24 protein-coding genes are annotated in these 20,248 nt (G+C 69.6%); 3 read left to right on the top strand and 21 right to left on the bottom strand.

Features of this window, described 5'->3' with window-relative positions:
* Entirely contained in the window at nt 1-1,407 is a 1,407-nt protein-coding gene (locus tag G6N61_RS06595) for an amino acid permease (protein ID WP_163917804.1), read from the bottom strand.
* Nucleotides 1,408-1,511: 104 nt separating this feature from the next.
* Here G6N61_RS06595 and G6N61_RS06600 point away from each other — a divergent pair, with 104 nt between their 5' ends.
* Nucleotides 1,512-2,471 carry a haloalkane dehalogenase gene (locus tag G6N61_RS06600; RefSeq protein WP_163917805.1) on the top strand — a complete coding sequence of 320 codons (960 nt, stop codon included), beginning with the start codon at nt 1,512-1,514 and terminating at the stop codon, nt 2,469-2,471.
* Between the two features lie 6 nt (nt 2,472-2,477).
* Here the strand turns inward: G6N61_RS06600 and G6N61_RS06605 are convergent, their stop codons facing one another.
* The 4 genes from G6N61_RS06605 to G6N61_RS06620 are packed head-to-tail and all read right to left on the bottom strand — an operon-like array spanning nt 2,478 to nt 5,303.
* Nucleotides 2,478-3,020 (bottom strand): hypothetical protein, encoded by a 543-nt coding sequence (locus G6N61_RS06605; RefSeq protein WP_163917806.1) that lies wholly within the window; start codon nt 3,018-3,020, stop codon nt 2,478-2,480.
* 2 nt (nt 3,021-3,022) lie between these two features.
* Entirely contained in the window at nt 3,023-3,607 is a 585-nt protein-coding gene (nusB, locus tag G6N61_RS06610) for a transcription antitermination factor NusB (RefSeq protein ID WP_163917807.1), read from the bottom strand.
* Nucleotides 3,600-4,163, bottom strand: a complete 564-nt coding sequence (gene efp, locus G6N61_RS06615) for an elongation factor P (protein ID WP_163917808.1) — start codon at nt 4,161-4,163, stop codon at nt 3,600-3,602. The genes nusB and efp overlap by 8 nt, the downstream gene beginning before the upstream one ends.
* Before the next feature lie 45 nt (nt 4,164-4,208).
* On the bottom strand, nt 4,209-5,303 hold the full coding sequence (locus G6N61_RS06620; RefSeq protein WP_163917809.1) for a M24 family metallopeptidase: 1,095 nt from the start codon (nt 5,301-5,303) through the stop codon (nt 4,209-4,211).
* A gap of 33 nt (nt 5,304-5,336) precedes the next feature.
* Between G6N61_RS06620 and G6N61_RS06625 the strand changes: the two genes are divergently transcribed.
* The gene (locus tag G6N61_RS06625; protein ID WP_170314455.1) at nt 5,337-5,969 is read left to right on the top strand and encodes a B-4DMT family transporter; all 633 of its coding nucleotides are present in this window, start codon (nt 5,337-5,339) and stop codon (nt 5,967-5,969) included.
* 7 nt (nt 5,970-5,976) lie between these two features.
* Here G6N61_RS06625 and aroQ read toward each other — a convergent pair whose 3' ends face one another.
* The 11 genes from aroQ to G6N61_RS06680 all read right to left on the bottom strand — a co-directional run bounded on the left by aroQ (nt 5,977) and on the right by G6N61_RS06680 (nt 16,209).
* Entirely contained in the window at nt 5,977-6,417 is a 441-nt protein-coding gene (aroQ, locus tag G6N61_RS06630; protein WP_163917810.1) for a type II 3-dehydroquinate dehydratase, read from the bottom strand.
* On the bottom strand, nt 6,414-7,496 hold the full coding sequence (gene aroB, locus G6N61_RS06635) for a 3-dehydroquinate synthase (RefSeq protein ID WP_163917811.1): 1,083 nt from the start codon (nt 7,494-7,496) through the stop codon (nt 6,414-6,416). Before aroB ends, aroQ begins: the two co-directional genes overlap by 4 nt.
* Nucleotides 7,489-8,127 (bottom strand): shikimate kinase, encoded by a 639-nt coding sequence (locus tag G6N61_RS06640; protein ID WP_163917812.1) that lies wholly within the window; start codon nt 8,125-8,127, stop codon nt 7,489-7,491. The genes aroB and G6N61_RS06640 overlap by 8 nt, the downstream gene beginning before the upstream one ends.
* Nucleotides 8,127-9,335 (bottom strand): chorismate synthase, encoded by a 1,209-nt coding sequence (aroC, locus tag G6N61_RS06645; protein ID WP_163917813.1) that lies wholly within the window; start codon nt 9,333-9,335, stop codon nt 8,127-8,129. Before aroC ends, G6N61_RS06640 begins: the two co-directional genes overlap by 1 nt.
* 54 nt (nt 9,336-9,389) lie before the next feature.
* On the bottom strand, nt 9,390-9,881 hold the full coding sequence (locus tag G6N61_RS06650) for a GNAT family N-acetyltransferase (RefSeq protein WP_163917814.1): 492 nt from the start codon (nt 9,879-9,881) through the stop codon (nt 9,390-9,392).
* Nucleotides 9,882-9,898: 17 nt separating this feature from the next.
* The gene (locus G6N61_RS06655; protein WP_163917815.1) at nt 9,899-10,324 is read right to left on the bottom strand and encodes a prepilin peptidase; all 426 of its coding nucleotides are present in this window, start codon (nt 10,322-10,324) and stop codon (nt 9,899-9,901) included.
* Between the two features lie 9 nt (nt 10,325-10,333).
* Complete coding sequence (locus G6N61_RS06660; protein WP_163917816.1) at nt 10,334-11,119, bottom strand: shikimate dehydrogenase; 786 nt, start codon at nt 11,117-11,119, stop codon at nt 10,334-10,336.
* The gene (mltG, locus tag G6N61_RS06665; protein WP_163917817.1) at nt 11,119-12,486 is read right to left on the bottom strand and encodes an endolytic transglycosylase MltG; all 1,368 of its coding nucleotides are present in this window, start codon (nt 12,484-12,486) and stop codon (nt 11,119-11,121) included. Before mltG ends, G6N61_RS06660 begins: the two co-directional genes overlap by 1 nt.
* Nucleotides 12,479-12,982, bottom strand: coding sequence for a Holliday junction resolvase RuvX (ruvX, locus tag G6N61_RS06670; RefSeq protein ID WP_163917818.1), 504 nt, complete (start codon nt 12,980-12,982; stop codon nt 12,479-12,481). Before ruvX ends, mltG begins: the two co-directional genes overlap by 8 nt.
* Nucleotides 12,983-12,986: 4 nt before the next feature.
* Nucleotides 12,987-15,692: an alanine--tRNA ligase gene (gene alaS / locus G6N61_RS06675; RefSeq protein WP_163917819.1), complete on the bottom strand. Its 2,706-nt coding sequence runs from the start codon at nt 15,690-15,692 to the stop codon at nt 12,987-12,989.
* Nucleotides 15,693-15,807: 115 nt separating this feature from the next.
* Nucleotides 15,808-16,209, bottom strand: a complete 402-nt coding sequence (locus G6N61_RS06680; protein ID WP_163917820.1) for a secondary thiamine-phosphate synthase enzyme YjbQ — start codon at nt 16,207-16,209, stop codon at nt 15,808-15,810.
* Nucleotides 16,210-16,307: 98 nt separating this feature from the next.
* On the opposite strand from G6N61_RS06680, the gene G6N61_RS06685 reads away from it, so the two are divergent.
* Nucleotides 16,308-16,595, top strand: coding sequence for a GlsB/YeaQ/YmgE family stress response membrane protein (locus G6N61_RS06685; RefSeq protein WP_163917821.1), 288 nt, complete (start codon nt 16,308-16,310; stop codon nt 16,593-16,595).
* A gap of 156 nt (nt 16,596-16,751) precedes the next feature.
* Here the strand turns inward: G6N61_RS06685 and G6N61_RS06690 are convergent, their stop codons facing one another.
* The 5 genes from G6N61_RS06690 to G6N61_RS06710 form a co-directional block, all read right to left on the bottom strand.
* On the bottom strand, nt 16,752-17,222 hold the full coding sequence (locus G6N61_RS06690; RefSeq protein WP_163917822.1) for an SRPBCC family protein: 471 nt from the start codon (nt 17,220-17,222) through the stop codon (nt 16,752-16,754).
* Entirely contained in the window at nt 17,219-17,593 is a 375-nt protein-coding gene (locus G6N61_RS06695; RefSeq protein ID WP_163917823.1) for an ArsR/SmtB family transcription factor, read from the bottom strand. Before G6N61_RS06695 ends, G6N61_RS06690 begins: the two co-directional genes overlap by 4 nt.
* Before the next feature lie 100 nt (nt 17,594-17,693).
* On the bottom strand, nt 17,694-18,029 hold the full coding sequence (locus G6N61_RS06700) for a YciI family protein (RefSeq protein WP_163917824.1): 336 nt from the start codon (nt 18,027-18,029) through the stop codon (nt 17,694-17,696).
* On the bottom strand, nt 18,026-19,354 hold the full coding sequence (locus G6N61_RS06705; RefSeq protein WP_163917825.1) for a replication-associated recombination protein A: 1,329 nt from the start codon (nt 19,352-19,354) through the stop codon (nt 18,026-18,028). Before G6N61_RS06705 ends, G6N61_RS06700 begins: the two co-directional genes overlap by 4 nt.
* A 21-nt stretch (nt 19,355-19,375) precedes the next feature.
* Nucleotides 19,376-20,221: a DUF3097 domain-containing protein gene (locus G6N61_RS06710; RefSeq protein ID WP_163917826.1), complete on the bottom strand. Its 846-nt coding sequence runs from the start codon at nt 20,219-20,221 to the stop codon at nt 19,376-19,378.
* Between the last annotated feature and the right edge of the window lie 27 nt (nt 20,222-20,248).

The following is a 20,248-nucleotide window of genomic DNA, read 5'->3' on the forward strand; positions in this document are numbered from 1 at the left end:
TCAGACCTTCGCGATGTCGGCGGCGCGGGTTGATCGGTGCCGACGCTGCACGATGAACCCGGCGCCGACGATGAAGACTGCCGAGATGGCCGACAGTCCGATCGCCTGCTGCTGATCGGAGTCGAACGCCATCAGCACGAGGATCGCGATGATCCCGACGATCGTCACCATGGTCAGACCCGGGAACAGCCACATCGCCACCGGCGCCCGTTCACCCGCCGCCCGCATCTTGCGGCCCAGCACCAGTTGACTGGATGCGATGGCCAGGTAGACGAACAGTGCCACGGCCCCACTGGTGGCCAGCAGGTACCCGAAGATCTTCTCGGGCAGTAGGTAATTGCCTGCAACGGCGAGGAATCCGACGACCATCGACGCGAGCACCGCCACCCACGGTGCGCCGTTGCCTGCGACCTTGCGCACGGCCTGGGGCGCGTCGCGACGTTCGCCGAGCGAGTAGAGCATCCGGGAAGCCGTGTAGAGCGCCGAATTCAGGCACGACGCCACGGCGGTGAGGATGACGAGGTCCATGATCAGCTTGGACCCGGGAATGCCGATGGCCTCCAGCGTCGACTGGTAGGAGCCGTCGGACAGTTGGTCGTACGGCATCAGGGCGACGATCACGAAGATCGAGCCGACGTAGAACAGCGAGATGCGCCAGATGACCGAGTTGACTGCCTTGCCGATGCCCTTCACGGGGTTCGGTGACTCCGCTGCGGCGATGGTGACGATCTCGGTGCCCATGAACGAGAACATCGTGATGAGCAGACCCGCGATCACCGCGCCGAATCCGTTGGGCATGAACCCGTCCGGCTGCCAGAGGTTTTCGATGCCACTGACCCCCGAGTCGGGGATGAGCCCGAAGATGGCAGCGACGCCGATGCCGATGAACGCGACGATGGCGACGACCTTGATGAGCGCGAACCAGAACTCGAACTCCCCGTAGTTGCCGACGCTCACCAGGTTCGTGATCGTCAGCAGCAGGGTCACCGCCAACGCCCAGATCCATTGCGCGCCACCGATGAGGTCGGTGAGGATCGCCGCGGCAGCCGTCGCCTCGACCGGGATGACCAACACCCAGAACCACCAGTAGAGCCAGCCCACGGAGAACCCCGCCCAGTGGCCGAGCGCCCGCTCCGAGTACACCGAGAACGATCCGGTGTCCGGGTTGGCGGTCGCCATCTCGCCGAGCATGCGCATCACCAGTACGACCAGCGTGCCCGCCAGGACGTAGGAGATGAGGACCGCGGGCCCGGCCTCCTTGATCGCGTTCGCCGAGCCGACGAACAGGCCCGCGCCGATCACCCCGGCGATCGAGATCATCGTGATGTGGCGTGGCTTGAGGCTCGTGCCGAGACCTTGCTGCTCCCCCGCCGCCGGCTCCGGTCCCACCGTGGTGTCGTCAGTCATCGACCTGCCCCCCGTTCCAGCGAGCTGAGTGTCAGTGCGCGTGCAGGAGCCTAGACTGCCCAGCGATCGAATCGGCGAAACCCCACTATGGATCGGGCCCAGACATGACCGCGTTGAGGACACCGGACGATCGTTTTGCAGGCCTGCCGGGTTTCGACCACGAGCCGAGCTACGTCGACGTCGAAGCCCGCGGCATCCCGCCGCTGCGCATGCACTACGTGGATGCCGGCCCCCAGGACGGTCCGGTCGCGCTGCTCCTGCACGGGCAGCCCACGTGGTCCTACGCGTACCGGACGGTCATCGACGTGCTGACCGCCGCGGGCATGCGCGTCATCGCCCCCGACAACATCGGATACGGCCGCTCCGACAAGCTCACCGAGGCAACGGATTACACGTTCGTCAGGCACGTCGAATGGCTGACGAGCCTGGTCACCCGCCTGGACCTGGCCGACGTCACCCTGGTGGTGCAGGACTGGGGCGGGCCGCTGGGGCTGAGCGTGCTGGCCCGGCACCCGCAGCGCTTCGCCAGGGTCGTCGCCACCAACACCATCCTGCACACCTGCGACCCCGCGCTGGCCGGGCTGCTCACCTGGCCGCACCACGGGGTCGGCGACGACCGGGTGCTGCACGCCGAGACACTGCTCGACTACGTCAGCTTCTACCAGCGCGCCCCCGACATCACGCCGAGCTTCTTCCTCGACGCGGTCGCGGGGCCACTGCCCGCCGACGTCCTCGCCGCGTACGACGCACCGTTCCCCGACCGGACCTACAAGGCGGGGCTGCGCCATATGATCGCGCTGGTCCCGCTGACTCGCAACGACCCCGGCGCCAAGATCGGCCGGGCCACGATGGGCGCCCTCGAGCAGTGGGAACGGCCATTCCTGACCGCGTACTCCGACGGCGACCCGGCCACCGCGGGTTGGGACCACGTCTTCCGCAGCCGCATCCCCGGCGCCCAGGGCATGCCGCACCGGGTGATCAGCGGGGCGGGCCACTTCGTGCAGGAGCAACGCGGCGAGGAACTCGGCGAGATCGTCGTCGAGTTCGTCCGAGCGACGAGCTGACGGACCCTAGGCCGAGCGGGACAGCACGCGGCCGAACTGCATCAGCCGCTGCATCTGTGCCAGCCCGCCGTCGTCGACGGTCTTGGTGTAGCGGAACGACTCGCAGAACAGATCGGTGTCGACGACCGACTTCTGCCGCGCGCGCGTGAGGAGTTGGGTGTACATCCGCAGCCGCACCTCGGCGAGCCTGCGGGTGCCGTCGGGAAGGATCTCGAACTCCGTGGTGAGGATGTGGTCGGTGATCGTCGACAGCAGGATGGTGCGCACCGACGCGTCGAGGATGCGGCGGGGTTCCGATCCCATGGTCACCGACGCGTCGTCGTCGGCCCGCCACAGGATCAGACGCCTGCCGTCGGTGGCCACGACCTCCTGCCAGACGGCTTCGCCCCACGGTTCGTCGCTCTCACCGCGGGACATGATGAACGACGTGATCGACGAGAAGTCGACGACGGAGCGGAGCTGCTCGAGCGCCAGGTCGGGATCCCGCAGGTAGACCCGGGCTGCCTCGTCCAGCGAGGTGTAGGGCGCCCAGTCCTGCGGGACGCCCACGCTCAGGCGTCCTCAGCCGGCCCGGCGGTGCCTCGGACGGCCGCCGCGGCCGCCCGGATCTGCGGCGTCACCAGCATGACCTGGCCGAGCACCCCGTTGACGAACCCCGGCGAATCATCGGTGGATAGCTTCTTGGCCAGCTCGACCGCCTCGTCGACGGCGACGGGCTCCGGCACGTCCTCGGCGTGCAGCAGTTCCCACACCGCGACGCGCAGGATTGCCCGGTCGACCGCGGGCAGCCGTTCCAGCGTCCAGCCCTGCAGGTGAGCCGAGATCAGGTCGTCGACGTGAGCGGCGTGCTCGGTGACGCCCTTGGCGACGGTGACCGTGTACGGGTTCAACGTCGACACGTCCATGTCGGTGTGCGCCAACGCGTTTCGCGACGACGCGATCTCGGCGGGCGTCATGCCGCGGGCCTCGGCCTCGAACAGTAGGTCTACCGCGCGCTTGCGCGCCTGGTGCCTACCCTTGTCCGGACCCTTGCGACTGCCTTCGTCGCCCGAGTAACTCCACTCGCCCTTGCTCGATATCCCGTCGCCCCGGTTCGATATCCCGTCGCTGCGCTCGCCCCGGTTCGAGTCAGGCATTGACCCTTCCCAGGTAACTGCCGTCACGCGAGTCGACCTTCAGCTTGTCGCCGGTGTTGATGAACAGCGGCACCTGGATCTCGGCGCCGGTCTCCATGGTCGCGGGCTTGGTGCCCGCGCTGGACCGGTCGCCCTGCAGTCCCGGCTCGGTGCTGGCGACCAGCAGCTCGACGGTGACGGGCAGCTCGAGGTACAGCGGCGCGCCGTCGTGGAAGGCGATCTGCACCGGCATGCTTTCGAGCAGGTAGTTGGCAGCGGTGCCGACGAGCGCATCGGGCAGCGAGTGCTGCTCGAAGTCCTCGGAGTCCATGAATACGAAGTCGCTACCGTCGCGGTAGAGGTAGGTGGCGTCACGGCGGTCCACCGTGGCGGTCTCCACCTTCACGCCGGCGTTGTAGGTCTTGTCGACGACCTTGCCGGACAGCACGTTCTTGAGCTTGGTGCGTACGAAGGCCGGGCCCTTGCCGGGCTTCACGTGCTGAAACTCGGTGATCTGCCAGAGCTGACCGTCGATCTGCAGGACGAGCCCGTTCTTGAAGTCTGCGGTCGATGCCACGTTGGGTACTACTCCTCAGCATTCCGTGAGCGGCCTACCTCGTTGTCACGAGAGAACTGCAAGTTCCTTGGGGAACCGGGTAAGCAACTCGGGTTCGGGTGTGTGATCCCCGCCCACGACCAACGTGTCCTCAATGCGGACGCCGCCGTAGCCGGGCAGGTAGACACCGGGCTCCACGGTGACCGCAGAGCCAGCAAGCAGTGTACCGGCGGATGACGCGCTGATTCCCGGCGCTTCGTGGATCTGCAGTCCGACGCCGTGCCCGAGCCCGTGGCCGAAGTTCTCCCCGTAGCCGGCATCGACGATGACCTGGCGCGATGCACCGTCGACCGCGCTGAGCGACACACCCGGCGCGAGCGCCTCGCGGCCTGCGCGCTGCGCGGTGGCTACCAGGTCATAGACGTCGCGCTGCCACTGCGCCACCGGCGCCAATGCGAACGTGCGGGTCATGTCCGAGTGATAACCGGCGACCAGCGCGCCGAAGTCGATCTTCACGAAGTCGCCCGCCGCCAGCACGGCGTCGGTCGGACGGTGATGCGGGATCGCCGAGTTGGTGCCTGCCGCCACGATGGTCTCGAACGAGACGCCGTCGGCGCCGTGGTCGAGCATTCGCGACTCGAGGTCGCGGGCGACCTCCTTCTCGGTGCGGCCCGCCCGCAGCCCGCCCGCGGCGACCAGGTCGGCCAGCGCGGCGTCGGCGGCCTCGCAGGCCAACCGGAGCAGCGCGATCTCGCCGGCGTCCTTGACCTCGCGCAACGCCTCGACGGTTCCCGCCGCCCGGACGAACTCGATCCCGTCTGCTGCCTTCTGCAGCTGCGCGAAACCGTCGACGGTCACGACGTGGCTCTCGTACCCGAGCCGTCCGACCCCTCCGGCCGCCGCGCGCGCCGCGAGGTGAGGCCCGCAGGCCCGCTCGATGACCAGTTCGGCGTCGGGAGACTGGGCGCCGGCCTGCGTGACGTACCGCCCATCGGTCGCCAGCACCGGCACGTCGTGGTCGGCGAGCACCAGTAGTGCGGCGTTCGATCCGGTGAAACCGGACAGATAACGCACGTTGACCAGGTCCGTCACCAACATCGCGTCGAGATTCGCCGCGTGCAGACGGCGACGCAACCGGTCCCTGCGGTGGGAAATCGTCACGGCGCATGACGCTACTCGCTACGCTGTGCCCTCATGAGTAAGTGGTTGCTGCGCGGATTGGTCTTTGCCGCGCTCATGGTCGTCGTCCGGCTCCTTCAGGGCGCACTGATCAACGCGTTCGAATCAAGTGCTCTGATCATCAGCATCGCGCTGGTCGTCGCGTACGCGGTGGCCGCGTTCATCTGGGGCAACATCGACGGTCGCGCCGACGCCCGCGCCAACCCCGACCCCGACCGTCGCGGCGACCTCGCGATGACCTGGCTGCTCGCCGGGCTGTTCGCGGGCATCGTCAGCGGCTTCGTCTCGTGGCTCATCTCGCTGTTCTACGACAACCTCTACGCCGAGGGGCTGCTGAACGAAGTGACGACGTTCGCCGCGTTCACCGCCCTGCTGACGTTCGTCGCCGCGATCGCGGGCGTCTCGCTCGGCCGCGTGCTGGTCGACCGCAAGGCGCCGCCGGTGCAGCGCCGCTCCGCGGAGGACGACCGTGCCGACACCGACGTGTTCGCAGCGGTCGGCGCACGTGACTACCCCGAGGACGACCGGGAAGCCGAGGGCGCGCAGGCGGCCAGGACCGACCAGATCGGGACCACGGTGACCAGCCCCCGCGAGTCCGAGGAAGCGGGCACGGCGCCCACGACCACCGAAGGCCGCCAGCAGGCCTGACCGGCCCCTAGGACGCGGCCGCGAGGTAGCGCAGCGCGAGCAGGTAGCCCTGCACGCCCAGCCCGACGATCACTCCGGTGGCGACGGCACTCAGGTACGAGTGGTGCCGGAACTCCTCCCGAGCGTGCACGTTCGAGATGTGCACCTCGATCAGCGGTGCCGTCAACTCCGAGCAGGCGTCCCGCAGCGCGATCGACGTGTGCGTGAAGGCTCCCGCGTTGAGGATGACCGCCTCTCGAGCGTCGGCGGCGTCGTGCACCCAGCCGATGAGGTCGGCCTCGCTGTTGGACTGGCGCACCCGGACCGTCAGCCCGAGTTCCTCCGCCTCGCGCTCGATCAGACCCACGAGGTCGTCGTGGGTGGTGCTGCCGTAGACCGCGGGCTCGCGCTTGCCGAGCCTGCCGAGGTTGGGCCCGTTGATGACGTTGACGGTGGCGGCGGTGGTCACGTGCGCGTTCCGATCTCCGAATAAGCCCCAACCACCAGGGCCGGGTCCGGCCCCTCCAGCCGGCCGGGCTTCGCCAGCCCGTCGAGCACGACGAACCGCAGCACGCCCGCGCGGGACTTCTTGTCCCCCGCCATGTACTCCAGCAGCTGCGGCAGGGCGTCTGCGTCGTAGTCCACCGGCAGTCCCAGTGAGGTCAGGATGGTGCGGTGCCGGTCGGCGGTCGCGTCGTCGAGCCGCCCGGCCAGGCGGCCCAGTTCGGCGGCGAACACCAGGCCCACCGAGACCGCCGCGCCGTGACGCCAGCGGTACCGCTCGCGGCGCTCGATGGCGTGGGCGAGCGTGTGCCCGTAGTTGAGGATTTCGCGCAGCGCCGATTCCTTCTCGTCGGCGGCGACTACCTCGGCCTTGACCGCGATGGAGCGGCGGATCAATTCGGGCAGCACGTCGCCTGTCGGGTCGAGAGCGGCCTGTGGATCGGCCTCGATGAGGTCCAGGATCACGGGGTCGGCGATGAAGCCGGCCTTCACGATCTCGGCCATGCCTGCGATGATCTCGTTGCGCGGCAACGACTCCAGCGTCGCGAGGTCGACGAGCACTGCCAGCGGCTGATGGAACGCGCCGACCAGGTTCTTGCCCGCGTCGGTGTTGATGCCCGTCTTGCCGCCCACTGCCGCGTCGACCATGCCGAGGAGCGTGGTCGGCACGTGCACGACGTCGACGCCGCGCAGCCAGGTCGCGGCGGCGAAGCCGGCGACGTCGGTCGCCGCACCCCCGCCGAGGCTGACCACGGCGTCCCTGCGGTCGATTCCGATGCGGCCCAGCACTTCCCAGATGAAACCGAGGACGGGCAGTTCCTTGCCCGCCTCGGCGTCCGGGATCTCGATGCGGTGGGCGTCGATACCCTTGGCAGCCAACGCATCCCGGATCGCCTCGGCCGTCGCGGCGAGGGTCGGCTGGTGCAGGATCGCCACCCGGTGCCTGCCGTCGAGCACGCGGGTGAGGTCCTCGAGCAGACCACGGCCGATGATCACCGGGTATGGCCGCTCGACGTGGACGTCGACGGTGACGGGTTCAGTCATTGCGCGCTTCCGCTCTGCGGGCCAGTGCCGCCGGACTCGGCGGGGCCTCGGTGGTGGGGCCGGGGTTGAGGACGGTGGGTAGTCTGCGCCACGCCGATCGGCGACGTCGGCGCAGCGGGTGGTCGCCGGAGGCGCACTCGAGGCGATGGACGATGTGTCGCACCACGGCGCCGGGGTTGCGCCTGTTGGTGTTCACCCGCAGCGTGGCCACCTCCCGGTACAGCGGCACCCGGGCGGACATCAGCGCGCGGAACCTCGCGTCGGGGTCGTCGGTCGCGAGCAGTGGCCTGCCCCCGCCGGAGGTGCGCCGCACGCCTTCGGACGCGCTGATCTCCAGGTACACGACGGTGTGGCCGGCCAGCGCCTCCCGCACCGCGGGCGTCGTCACCGCCCCGCCGCCGAGCGACACGACGCCGTCGTGCTCGGCCAGTGCCGCGCAGACGACGTCGGCCTCGATGCGCCGGAATTCGGCTTCGCCGTCGACGAAGATGTCGGCGATGCTGCGGCCGGTCGTCTCGACGATCTTGGCGTCGGTGTCGAGCAGTGGGACGCCCAGCGCCTTCGCCAGACGGCGGCCGATGGTGGACTTGCCCGAGCCGGGCATGCCCACCAACACCGCTCGGGGCGCCATCAGCCCAGCGCCCTGGCCGACTCGGTGTGAGCGCCGCGCGCGGAGATCGAACGCAGGTAGGTGTCGACGTTCGCGCGAGTCTCGGTCAGCGAGTCGCCGCCGAACTTCTCGAGCGTGGCGCGCGCCAGGACCAGCGCCACCATCGTCTCGACCACGACGCCGGCCGCGGGCACCGCGCACACGTCGGAACGCTGGTGAATCGCGACGGCTTCGTCGCCGGTGGCCATGTCCACGGTGGCCAGTGCCCGGGGCACGGTGGAGATGGGCTTCATCGCGGCGCGCACCCGTACGGCCTGTCCGTTGGTCATGCCGCCTTCGAGGCCGCCTGCCCGGTTCGTCGACCGCATGACGCCGTCGGGCCCCGGGTAGATCTCGTCGTGCGCGACGCTGCCGCGCCGGCGCGCGGTCTCGAACCCGTCGCCGATCTCGACGCCTTTGATTGCCTGGATGCCCATCACCGCGCCGGCCAGCTGGCTGTCGAGCCGGCTGTCACCGCTGGTGAAGGAGCCCAGGCCGATGGGCAGCCCGTCGGCGACGACCTCGACGACGCCGCCGAGCGTGTCACCGTCCTTCTTGGCCGCCTCGATCTCGGCAATCATGGCGGCTTCGGCGTCCTTGTCGAAGGCACGCACCGGGCTGTCGTCGATCGCGTCGAGGTTCTCGGGCCGCGGCGGAGGGCCGTCGTAGGGCGTCGATGCGCCGATGGACACCACGTGGGAGAGCACCTCCACCCCGAGCGCCTGGCGCAGGAAGGCCCTGGCTATGGTGCCCGCGGCGACGCGCGCTGCGGTCTCTCGCGCGCTGGCCCGTTCGAGTACCGGACGGGCGTCGTCGAACCCGTACTTGAGCATCCCGGCGTAGTCCGCGTGCCCCGGCCTCGGCCGGGTCAGCGGGGCGTTCCGCGCGACATCCAGATCCCCGGCGTCCACCGGGTCCGACGCCATCACCGTCTCCCACTTGGGCCACTCGCTGTTGCCGATCTGGATGGCGATCGGGCCACCGAGCGTCACGCCGTGGCGCACACCGGCGAGGATCGTCACCTCGTCGGCCTCGAACTTCATCCGCGCGCCGCGGCCGTAGCCGAGCCTGCGCCGCTTGAGTTCGGACGCGATGTCGTCGGAGGTGACGTGGACGCCCGCAACCATGCCCTCGACCACGGCGACCAAGGCCCGTCCGTGGGATTCACCTGCAGTAGTCCATCGCAACACGCGTCCGATTCTCCCACGCCCGCCCCCGCCCGGCGAAAACGCCGGGCGATCCCCTCACGCGAGGCTGCGCTGCAGCAACACCGTGTCGACGAAGCGGCCGTGCTTGAACCCCACCCTGGCGAGCCGCCCGGCCTCGGTGAAGCCGAACCTGCGGTGCAGCGCGAGCGACGCCGGGTCACCGCTGTCGGCGACGACGGCGATCACCTCCCTGATCCCAGCTGTTCGGCAGGCTTCGAGCAGAGCCTCGAGTAACTCTGCGCCGCACCCGCGTCCGACCGCCCACGGCGCCACGTACACGGAGTCCTCGACGGTGGCCCGGTACGCGGGCCGCGTCTTCCACGGCGCGCAGTAGGCGTACCCGGCCACGACGCCGTCGCGTTCGGCGACCAGGAAGGGCAGCCCGGCGGCGTCCACGGCGGTGAACCGGCGGTGCCATTCCTCGGCGTCGGGCGGTTCGATCTCGAACGTCGCCACGCTCGTCGTCACGTAGTGCGCGTAGATCTGCGCCACGGTGGTCAGGTCGGCGGTTCCTGCGGTGCGGGCCACGTCAGCAGACGGTAGGGCTACAGAACCGCCAGCGCGAGCGCCCCGGCGCTGGCAGCGCACATCGCCGGGCCGTGCGGCAGGGCGCGACGCCCGGCAAGGATGCCCACCGCCGCCGTGAGCACCGGGGCGCCCAGTGCGGCCAGCAGCCACACGTCCGGGCCGAACGCACCGGTGAGCGCTCCCACGCCGATGGCGAGCTTGACGTCACCGGCGCCCATGCCCGACGGTGCGACGAGGTGGACGACGAGGTAGGTCGCGGTCAGCGCCGCCGCACCCGCCAGTGCCGCCACGCCGCGGCCGTGTGCCGCGGCGAACGCGAGCACCAGCACGGCGCCGGTGAGCGTCAACGCGTTGGGCAGCCTGCGGTGCCGGACGTCGTACAGGCTCAGCACCGTCAGCCAGGCGAGCACCACCACGCACGCACACCCCGACCACACCCCCACCCTCGAAGGCTAAGGCCGCGAAAGCGCCGCTCTCATCACCTCTTTGGGGGCTGGGCGCCCGGTGAACTGCTCGACCTGGGCGAAGGCCTGGTGCAGCAGCATCTGCAGTCCCCCGACCACGCGACCACCGCCGGCCTCCACCGCGAGCGCCAGCGGGGTCGGCCACGGGTCGTAGATCGCGTCGAGCAGTAGCGGCACCCCGGCGATCGATGGGGCGTGCGCGGCCGCGGCGTCCGCCGGGATGGTGCTGACGGCGGCTGCGAGGCCGGGCAGTCGCGTGCCGAGCCCGACCCAGCGGGTGGCGACGTCGAGGCGCTCCCCCAGCGCGACGAGCGGCGCGGACTTCTCCTGGCTGCGCGCCACGATCGACAGCTCGGTGACGCCGAGGCCGGCGAGCGCGACGACGGCCGCGGGTGCGGTCCCGCCCGACCCGATCACGGCCGCGGAGCCGGTGACCGGCCCCAGCGCACCGGCCACGCCGTCGACGTCGGTGTTGTCGGCGCGCCACCCGGTCGCCGTGCGGACCAGGGTGTTGGCGGAGCCGACCAGCTCGGCGCGGGCGGTCCGCTCGTCGGCGAAGCGCAGCGCCGCGAACTTGCCGGGCATCGTCACCGACACGCCGACCCATTCCGGCCCGAAGCCTGCCACCAGCGACGGCAGCCGCTCGGCGGTGCACTCGATGCGCTCATAGGTCCAGTCGGTCAGACCGAGCGCGCGGTAGGCGGCCAGATGCAATTGCGGTGACCGGGAGTGCGCGATCGGCGATCCCAGTACCGCGGCCCTGCGGACGGTCACTACCGCGCGCTGTCCAGCACCCCGTTGCGCAGGGCGACCTCGATGTTGGCGAGATGTTGCGGGTAGTCGCGGGTGAACAGGGTCGTGCCCTGCATGTCGACCGTGACGAAGAACAACCAATCCCCCGGCTCGGGATTCTCCGCGGCGACCAGCGCCGGCTGTCCTGGTGAGCAGATCGGTGACGCGGGCAGGCCCTCGAGCGCGTAGGTGTTCCACGGGGTCTGCCTGGCGCGGTCGGCGTCGGTGGTCGCGACCTCCTGCCGGTCCAACGCGTAGTTGACCGTCGAGTCGAACTCGAGGCGGCGGTAGACCGGGTCGTTGAGCCGGTTGTAGATGACGCGCGCGACCTTGGCGAAGTCGTTGGGCAGCGACTCCTTCTGCACCAGCGAGGCCACGATCAGGATCTCGTAGGGCGAGAGGTTGCCTGCCGCACCGGCGGTCAGCAGTCCGCCCGCCTCGTATTGGGCGACGCTCGCGCCGACGAGCGTGTGCAAGATCTCCGGTGCGGTTGCCGACGGGTTGACGTTCCAGGTGCCCGGCGCGATCAGCCCCTCGATGCGACGGTGGTCGTCGGCGAGTGCGGCGATCGGTTCCAACGCCCACTGCGGGATCGCCAGCGCCGCGGGGTCTGCGGTGGCGGCGGCGTTCTTCAGGTCGTCCACCGACACGCACTGCTGGGCCCCGTCGAGGTCCACGCACGTGGCCTTGGAGATGAGCGAGAAGATGCCGTCGGTCACCGAGCCGGTCTTGACGTCGGTGCTGTCGTCGAGTTGCCTGCCCTCGGGAATGACCAGGCGCCCAACTCTGTTCGACGGGTCCGCCAGCCGCTTCACCGCGTCGGCCGCGGGTATCTCGGTGCGCACCTTGTAGAACCCGGGCTGGATGGAGGTGATGGCGTCGTTGCCCGACGCGGCGGTGACGAACGCCGCCGGGGTCGCCACCACTGCGGCGTTCTTCAGCGTCTCGCCGATGGCCGTGGTCGAGTCGCCGTTGTTCACCTCGATGACGACGTCCTTGACCCCCGCCCCCTGGTAGTCGTCGTCGGTGCCGCCGAACATGCCGCTGAACAGTTGCGAGCCGAGGAACACCGCGCCGACGACCACGACGACCAGCGCGGCGATCGAGAGGACCGTGACGTTGCGGCGCCTGCGGCGATTGCGCTTGGCCCTGGCCCGCTCGGTACGACTCATCGCGCGCCGGGGCGCTCCGACCGCCTCCGGCCCCGGCCGGTCGTGGCCCCAGGTGGAGAAGCCCTCGTCGGTCGCCCCGTGGTCGAAGTGGTCGTCGTCCAGGCCGTAGCGCTCGTCGCCTCTGGCGCGACCGTAGTGGTCGTCGTACCCGAAACCGCGCCCGCGGTCATCACTCATCGTCGGCTCCGCCGTGTTCCGCCAGCACGTGGCGTCGTTGATCCAGCCAGTTCTGCAGGATGCCTACGGCGGCAGCCTGGTCGATCATCGCCTTCTGGCCCTTGGCACGCACCCCGGCCTCGCGCAGCGAGCGTTGTGCCGTCACCGTGGTCAGTCGTTCGTCGGCCATCCGTACCGGGATGGGTTCGATTCGTGCGGCCAGGGTGTCGGCCAGGTCCATGGCGTCCAGTGCCGACGTCCCGGCCCGGTCGGCCAGCGTGCGGGGCAGTCCCACCACCACCTCCACGACCTCGAGATCGGCCGTCAGCCTGGCGAGTCTGCGAATGTGCTTGTCGGACTTGTCCCGACGCACCGTCTCCACCGGCGTGGCGAGGATGCCGTCGGGGTCGCACGTCGCGACGCCGATGCGCACCGTGCCGACGTCGATGCCGAGCCGTCGTCCGCGGCCGGGGTCGGAACTCCCGGGGCGGTCGGGTTGACGGTCGGTACGGCTCACCCAGCTAGCTCCGGCCTACCTCGGCGCGGAGCGCGGCGAGCGCCGCGTCGATGCCGGAGGCACCGCGGCCCGAGCCCTGCGCGAGATCGGCCTTGCCGCCCCCGCGTCCGTTCACCGGCGCGCCGAGCACCTTGACCAGGTCGTTGGCGCTGAGCCCCAGATCCTGGGCTCCGGCGTTGACGGCCACGACGAACGGCACCGCGTCGTCGTCGCCCTCGGCGATCAGCGCGACCACCGCGGGCTCGGCGCCCAGCTTGCCCTTGATCTCACCGACCAGGCTGCGCAGATCGGCCGCCGAGATGCCGCCGGCCATCCGCTGTGCCACGACACGGACCCTACCCACGAGTTCCGCTCCGGCTGCCGCGTTGGCCGCCGCGGCGCGCGCGCCTGCCAGCCGCATGCGGTCGAGTTCCTTCTCGGCGACCTTCAGCCGCTCGACGAGGTTGGCGACGCGCGCGGGCACTTCCTCCGACGGCACCTTGAGCGACGACGCCAGTCCGGCCATGAGGGCACGTTCCTTGGCGAGGTGCCGGAACGAGTCGAGCCCGACGTAGGCCTCGACGCGGCGCACGCCGGATCCGACCGAGGCTTCGCCGAGGATCGTGACCGGCCCGATCTGCGCCGAATTGTGCACGTGGGTACCGCCGCACAGCTCGATGGAGAACGGTCCGCCGATCTCGACGACGCGCACCTCGTCGGGGTAGTTCTCGCCGAAGAGCGCCATGGCGCCCATCGCCTTGGCCTTGTCGAGTTCGGTGTTGAAGGTGTTGACCGCGAAGTCCGCCTCGACGGCTTCGTTGGTGACCTCTTCGATCTGCGACCGCTGCTCGTCGGACAGCGAGCCCTGCCAGTTGAAGTCGAACCGCAGGTAGCCGGGCCGGTTGAGCGAGCCCGCCTGAACGGCGTTCGGCCCCAACACCTGTCGCAACGCGGCGTGCACCATGTGCGTACCGGAGTGCCCCTGGGTGGCGCCGTGGCGCCACTTCGGGTCGACGGCGGCGGACACCGTGTCGCCCTCGACGAACTCGCCGGACTCCACGTTCACCCGGTGCACCCACAGCGTCTTGGCGATCTTCTGCACGTCGGTGACGGCGGCCTTGGCGGTGCCGCTCGACCCGATGCCCGAGATGGTGCCGACGTCGGCGATCTGACCGCCGGACTCCGCGTACAGCGGTGTGCGATCGAGGACGAGTTCGACGCGTTCGAACGCTGCGCCGTCGGGGCCTGCCGCACCGTGGGCGACGACCGGGACGCGCCTGCCGTCGACGAAGATCCCGAGAATCGTTGCATCCGAAGTGAGTTCGTCGAAGCCGGTGAACTCCGTCGGGCCGGCGTCGACGAGTTCGCGGTAGGCGCTCAGGTCGGCGTGGGCGTGCTTGCGCGCGGCGGCGTCGGCCTTGGCGCGCTGACGCTGCTCGGCCATCAGGCCGCGGAAGCCCTCCTCGTCGACACTGAGGCCGTGTTCGGCCGCCATCTCCAGCGTCAGCTCGATCGGGAAGCCGTAGGTGTCGTGCAGGGTGAACGCGTCGGTGCCCGAGAGCACGGTGGCGCCCGAGGACTTGGTGGTGCGGGCCGCGTCGTCGAACAGCTTGGATCCCGAGGCCAGCGTCCGGTTGAACGCCGTCTCCTCGGCAACCGCGATGCGCTGGATGCGGTCGAAGTCGGCGACCAGTTCGGGGTAGGACGGGCCCATCGAGTCGCGGACGGTCGCCATCAGGTTGCCGACGATCGGCGTGTCGATCCCCAGCAGCTTGGCCGAGCGGATGGTGCGGCGCAGCAGGCGGCGCAGTACGTAGCCGCGGCCGTCGTTGCCGGGGCTGACGCCGTCGCCGATGATGATGGCCGCCGTGCGGCTGTGGTCGGCGATCACGCGGTAGCGCACGTCGTCGTCGTGGTTTCCTGCGCCGTATCCGCGGGGCGCGATGCTCGCGACGAGGTCGATGACGGGGCGGACGAGGTCGGTCTCGTAGACGTTGTCGACGCCCTGCAGCAGGCACGCGACGCGTTCGACGCCCATGCCGGTGTCGATGTTCTTGCGCGGCAGCGGGCCGAGGATCTCGAAGTCCTCCTTGGAGGTGCCTTCGCCGCGCTCGTTCTGCATGAACACGAGATTCCAGATCTCGATGTAGCGGTCCTCGTTGGCTTCCGGGCCACCCTCGACGCCGTACTCCGGACCGCGGTCGACGTAGATCTCCGACGAGGGGCCGCACGGCCCGGGGATGCCCATCGACCAGTAGTTGTCGGCCTTGCCGCGGCGCTGGATCCGCTCGAGCGGCAGCCCGGCGACCTCCTGCCACAGTTCGATGGCCTCATCGTCGTCGAGATAGACCGTCGCCCAGAGCTTTTCGGGATCGAAGCCGTAACCGCCCTGATCCTGCGGGTTGGTCAACAGGGTCCAGGCGAACTCGATGGCGCCCTTCTTGAAGTAATCGCCGAACGAGAAGTTGCCGGCCATCTGGAAGAAGGTGTTGTGCCGGGTCGTGATGCCGACCTCGTCGATGTCCGGGGTGCGGATGCACTTCTGCACGCTGACCGCGCGGTTCCAGGGCGCGGTGCGTGCCCCGAGGAAGAACGGGACGAACTGCACCATGCCTGCGTTGACGAACAACAGGTTCGGATCGTCGAGGATGACCGATGCGCTGGGCACCTCGGCGTGTCCCGCCTTCACGAAGTGATCGAGGAAGCGCTTCCTGATCTCGTGTGTCTCCACGTGCTGTTCGTCCTTAATGACTCATGGGTGGTCCGCGCGGGCCGTTCCTGCGACGGGCCGAAGCCCGTCGACCGCATCACAGTACCGGTCCCGGGCAGGTGGGCAGACGCGGTGATCAACCCTCGACGAAGCTCAGGCGGACCGACCGACGGGGATTGTCGCGGTTCAGGTCGACGAGCACGACGCTCTGCCAGGTGCCCAGCAGCGGCTTGCCGTCCTGCACGGGCACCGTGACCGATGGCGCCACGATGGCAGGCAGTACGTGGTCCGCGCCGTGGCCTGGTGAACCGTGCGCGTGGCGGTAGCGGTCGTCGCGCGGCAGCAGGCGCTCGAGGGTGTCGACGAGGTCGGAGTCCGACCCGGCTCCGGTCTCGAGGATGGCCACGCCTGCAGTCGCGTGCGGCACGAACACGTTGCACAGGCCGTCTCCGCGGCCCGCGCAGAACGACCGGACCTCGTCGGTCAGATCCACGGTCCGCTGCCTGGTGGTGTCTACGTCGAGCACGTCGGTATGCACGATTCGAGCCTACGGGCGACAACGATTTTGACGCGCGGGTTTATTAGGCCGATGCCGTTGGGTACTGCTCTGTCACCATTCATCGGCTGGAGGAAGAAATGACCATCACCGGCATCATCACCGCGATCCTCATCGGCATCGTGATCGGCGTGCTCGGCCGACTCGTCGTACCTGGCAGGCAGAACATCTCCGTCATCGTGACGATCCTCGTCGGCATCGTCGCGGCGTTCCTGGGCACAGCCCTCGCTCGCGCGCTGGGCCTGCCCACCGCCACCAACGGCATCGACTGGATCGAACTCCTGGTCCAGGTCGTCGTCGCCGCCATCGGCGTCGCGCTCGTGTCCGCACTCATGGGACGTCGCCGCACCGGGGTCGTGCGCCGCTAGCCGAGAAACCTCAGCGCAGCGGGCGATCCCCCTCGATCCCCTGCCCGCTGCGCCCCCGCGTTGCCGCCGGATTCGGCTCCGCAGACATCGTGCTCCCAAACACGGCCCGTCGCGGAAGCCGATCACCCGGCGGCAACGCCCATTTGGGGGTCCATGTCAGGCCCTGAGCAAGGCATCCAGCTTGTCGTACGCCTCGACCATGCCGCCCTCCATTCCCGACGACAGCAGACCGTCGCGAGCTTCGAGGCTCGGGCAGATCGATCGACCGCGGAGCCGGCTGCAGTCGGCGCCCAAGTCCTCGAACCGCAGGAATTCGATGTTGACCATGTCCGGTGCACCCTCGAACTCGAAGGTCTGGATGATGAGTTCGTTCTCCCGGACGGTGTGGAAGACGCCGTTGAACGCGTACTCGCCGTCGGCGTCGGCGTGGACGTAGCGGTATCCGCCGCCGGTGCGGAAGTCCCACCGGTCGATCGTCATCTTCAAATCACCCGGGCCGAGCCACCGGGCCACCAGGTCGGGTTCGGCGTGCGCGCGGAACAGCGCCTGCCTGCTCGCCGCGAACTCGCGGGTGAAGTCCATCGCCAGCGTGTCCACCGGCGCCATCAGGTCGAGTGCGTTGGTCATCGGTCCTTCTCCTCGTTCTCTCTGGTGTTCTCCGTGTTCTCCGACATCGCCGCCAGCAGCCCGTCTAGCCGGCGGTAGTTGCGTTCGGCGTCCAGCCGATACCGGTCGATCCACGACGTCAGCGCCTCGAGTGCCGCCGCGTCGAGATGAACGGGCCTGCGCTGGGCGTCCCGGCTCCGGGTGACCAGGCCGGCCTGCTCGAGCACCTGAATGTGCTTGGACACCGCCTGCTTCGTGATGTCGAACGGCTCGGCCAACTCGTTGACCGTTGCCGGACCCCGCGACAAGCGCGCCACGATCGCCCGGCGAACTGGATCGGCCAGCGCCAGGAAGGCCCGGTCGAGTCCGTCCGCATCGCCATCACTCCTCAATCGTCAACCTTCTCTTTGATCAACCAATTGATTGATTACAACGGTAGGAGGGCTGCGAAGGAGTGTCAAGAGCGTTGTGCAGACGGTCTTCGAACGGGGGCTAGCGCAACGCGTCGCCCGGGAAACCCGTGCACGGATGCACGTCGTAGACGAACACGCCGGATTGGACGCCGGGATCGCCGTCCATGATCGCCTTCGTCTCCTCGATCGTGGCCGCGAACACCCCGACGCCGCAGGTGCCCGAGTCGTCGGTGACCGGCAGCACGACGGCCAGCCGACCGTCGTCGCGCAGCCCGAAGTTGCGGCGGCCGTGCTCCCAGATCACCGACTCGGTGTCCGGCCCGCCGAAGTTCGGCCCGGCCCGCAGCACCATCAGGGTGTAGGTCTTCGCCGTCGCCAGCATGGCCTGCATCTCGTCGTCACCGAAGACCTTCACTGGTCGCCTCGCTTCCTGCGGATGATCGCCCTGAGCTTCTCGAGCCGGCCGCTGATCTCGCGTTCGACCCCGTGCGAGGTCGGCCGGTAGTAGTCGACCCCGACGAGTTCCGCGGGCGGGTACTGCTGCGGCACCACGCCGCCCGGGTCGTCGTGCGGGTAGGCGTAGCCCTGCGCATTGCCCAGCGCCGCGGCACCCGAGTAGTGCCCGTCACGCAGATGCGGCGGAACCAGTCCGGCCTTGCCCGCCTTGATGTCACCCATCGCCGCGGCCAACGCGGTGGTGACGGCGTTCGACTTCGGCGCGGTGGCCAGGTGAACGGTGGCGTGGGCCAGCGTCAGCTGTGCCTCCGGCATGCCGATCAATTGCACGGTCTGTGCCGCGGCCACCGCGGTGGGCAGTGCCGTCGGATCGGCCATCCCGATGTCCTCACTGGCCAGGATCATCAGTCGGCGCGCGATGAACCGCGGGTCCTCCCCCGCGGTCATCATCCTGGCGAGGTAGTGCAGCGCGGCGTCGACGTCGGAGCCGCGCACCGACTTGATGAAGGCGCTGATGACGTCGTAGTGCTGGTCGCCGTCGCGGTCGTAGCGCACGGCGGCCTTGTCGAGTGACTGCTCGATGGTCTCGACCGTCAGGTGGTCGCCCGCCTCGGCGGCCACCTCCAGGGCGGTCAGCGCGCGCCGGGCATCGCCTGCGGCCAGCGACACCAGCAGGTCCACCGCGTCGGCGTCGACCTCGATGGCGCCTGCCAGGCCGCGTGGATCGGTGATCGCCCGTTCCACCAGAACGCGGATGGCGTCGGCGCCGAGCGGTTGGAGCTGCAGGATCAGCGATCGCGACAGCAGCGGCGCCACGACGGCGAACGAGGGGTTCTCGGTGGTGGCGGCGACGAGCAGCACGATGCGGTTCTCGACGGCTGCGAGCAGGGCGTCCTGCTGGGTCTTCGAGAAGCGGTGCACCTCGTCGATGAACAGCACGGTCTGCTGGCCACGCAGCAACGCCACCCTGGCCTGCTCGACGACCGCCCGGACCTCCTTGACGCCCGCGGTCAGCGCGGACAGTGCCTCGAACCGCCGTCCCGTGGCACCCGAGATCAGGGACGCCAGCGTGGTCTTCCCGGTGCCGGGCGGACCGTAGAGGATGACCGACGCGGCACCCGACCCCTCGACGAGACGCCGCAGCGGAGAGCCCTGCCGAAGCAGGTGGTCCTGGCCCACCACTTCGTCGAGGTGCGCCGGCCGCATGCGCACCGCGAGCGGCGACGCCGCGGTGATACCCGAGCTGCGTTCAGGGACCGGGTCGTCGAACAGTCCGTCGGACACGACTTCTGCTTACCACGCCGGTCAGTCGGCGGGCTGCGTGACGAAGTCGATCAGTTCCTCGACGCGGCCGATCAGCTCCGGCTCCAGATCGGTCCAGTCCCGCACGCTCCCGCGGATGCGTTGCCAGGCCCTGGCGATGTCGGCCTGATCCCGGTGCGGCCAGCCGAGCGCGTCGCACACGCCGTGCTTCCAGTCCACCCCCCGGGGAACGACGGGCCACGCCGTGGCGCCGATCCGGGCGGGTTTGACGGCCTGCCAGATGTCGATGAACGGGTGCCCGACCACCAGGGTGTGCGCTCCCCCCGGCCCACGCGCCACGTCGGCGGCGAAGCGGGCCTCCTTCGATCCCCGCACCAGGTGATCGACGAGGACGCCGAGTCGCCGGCCAGGCCCGGGGCGGAACTCTGCGACGATCGCCGCCAGATCGTCTACGCCACCGAGGTATTCGACGACCACGCCCTCGATGCGCAGGTCGTCGCCCCACACCTGTTCGACGAGTTCGGCGTCGTGGCGGCCCTCGACGTAGATCCGGCTGGCGAGCGCCGTGCGGGCGCGCACGTTCGCGACCGCCACCGAGCCCGACGCCGTGCGCGTCGGCGCCTTGGGTGCGGGCCGTCGCGGCGGCGGGTTGAGGATGACCGGCTTGCCGTCGAGCAGGTATCCCGGGCCGAGCGGGAAGGACTTGCGCCTGCCGTGCCGGTCCTCCAGCTTGATCGCGCCGTACTCGACGCCGACGATCGCACCGACGTAGCCGCTCTGCGCGTCCTCGACCACCAGGCCGATCTCGGCGACGCGCTTGGTGGACTTCGGCCGCCTCCGCGAGTGTGGGTCGCTGGCGAGCACGTCGGAGCCGTATCGATCGTTCACCCGAGCGATCCTAGGAAGGAGTGAGCG

The sequence above is a fragment of the Mycolicibacterium arabiense genome, from assembly GCF_010731815.2.
Taxonomy (GTDB): Bacteria; Actinomycetota; Actinomycetes; order Mycobacteriales; family Mycobacteriaceae; genus Mycobacterium; species Mycobacterium arabiense.

Coding starts and splice junctions, on each gene's coding strand:
- G6N61_RS06595 (WP_163917804.1), bottom strand. CDS start 1,407: ATGACTGACGACACCACGGTGGGACCGGAGCCGGCGGCGGGGGAGCAG.
- G6N61_RS06600 (WP_163917805.1), top strand. CDS start 1,512: ATGACCGCGTTGAGGACACCGGACGATCGTTTTGCAGGCCTGCCGGGT.
- nusB (WP_163917807.1), bottom strand. CDS start 3,607: ATGCCTGACTCGAACCGGGGCGAGCGCAGCGACGGGATATCGAACCGG.
- G6N61_RS06625 (WP_170314455.1), top strand. CDS start 5,337: ATGAGTAAGTGGTTGCTGCGCGGATTGGTCTTTGCCGCGCTCATGGTC.
- aroB (WP_163917811.1), bottom strand. CDS start 7,496: ATGACTGAACCCGTCACCGTCGACGTCCACGTCGAGCGGCCATACCCG.
- G6N61_RS06640 (WP_163917812.1), bottom strand. CDS start 8,127: ATGGCGCCCCGAGCGGTGTTGGTGGGCATGCCCGGCTCGGGCAAGTCC.
- mltG (WP_163917817.1), bottom strand. CDS start 12,486: ATGAGTGATGACCGCGGGCGCGGTTTCGGGTACGACGACCACTACGGT.
- G6N61_RS06685 (WP_163917821.1), top strand. CDS start 16,308: ATGACCATCACCGGCATCATCACCGCGATCCTCATCGGCATCGTGATC.
- G6N61_RS06690 (WP_163917822.1), bottom strand. CDS start 17,222: ATGACCAACGCACTCGACCTGATGGCGCCGGTGGACACGCTGGCGATG.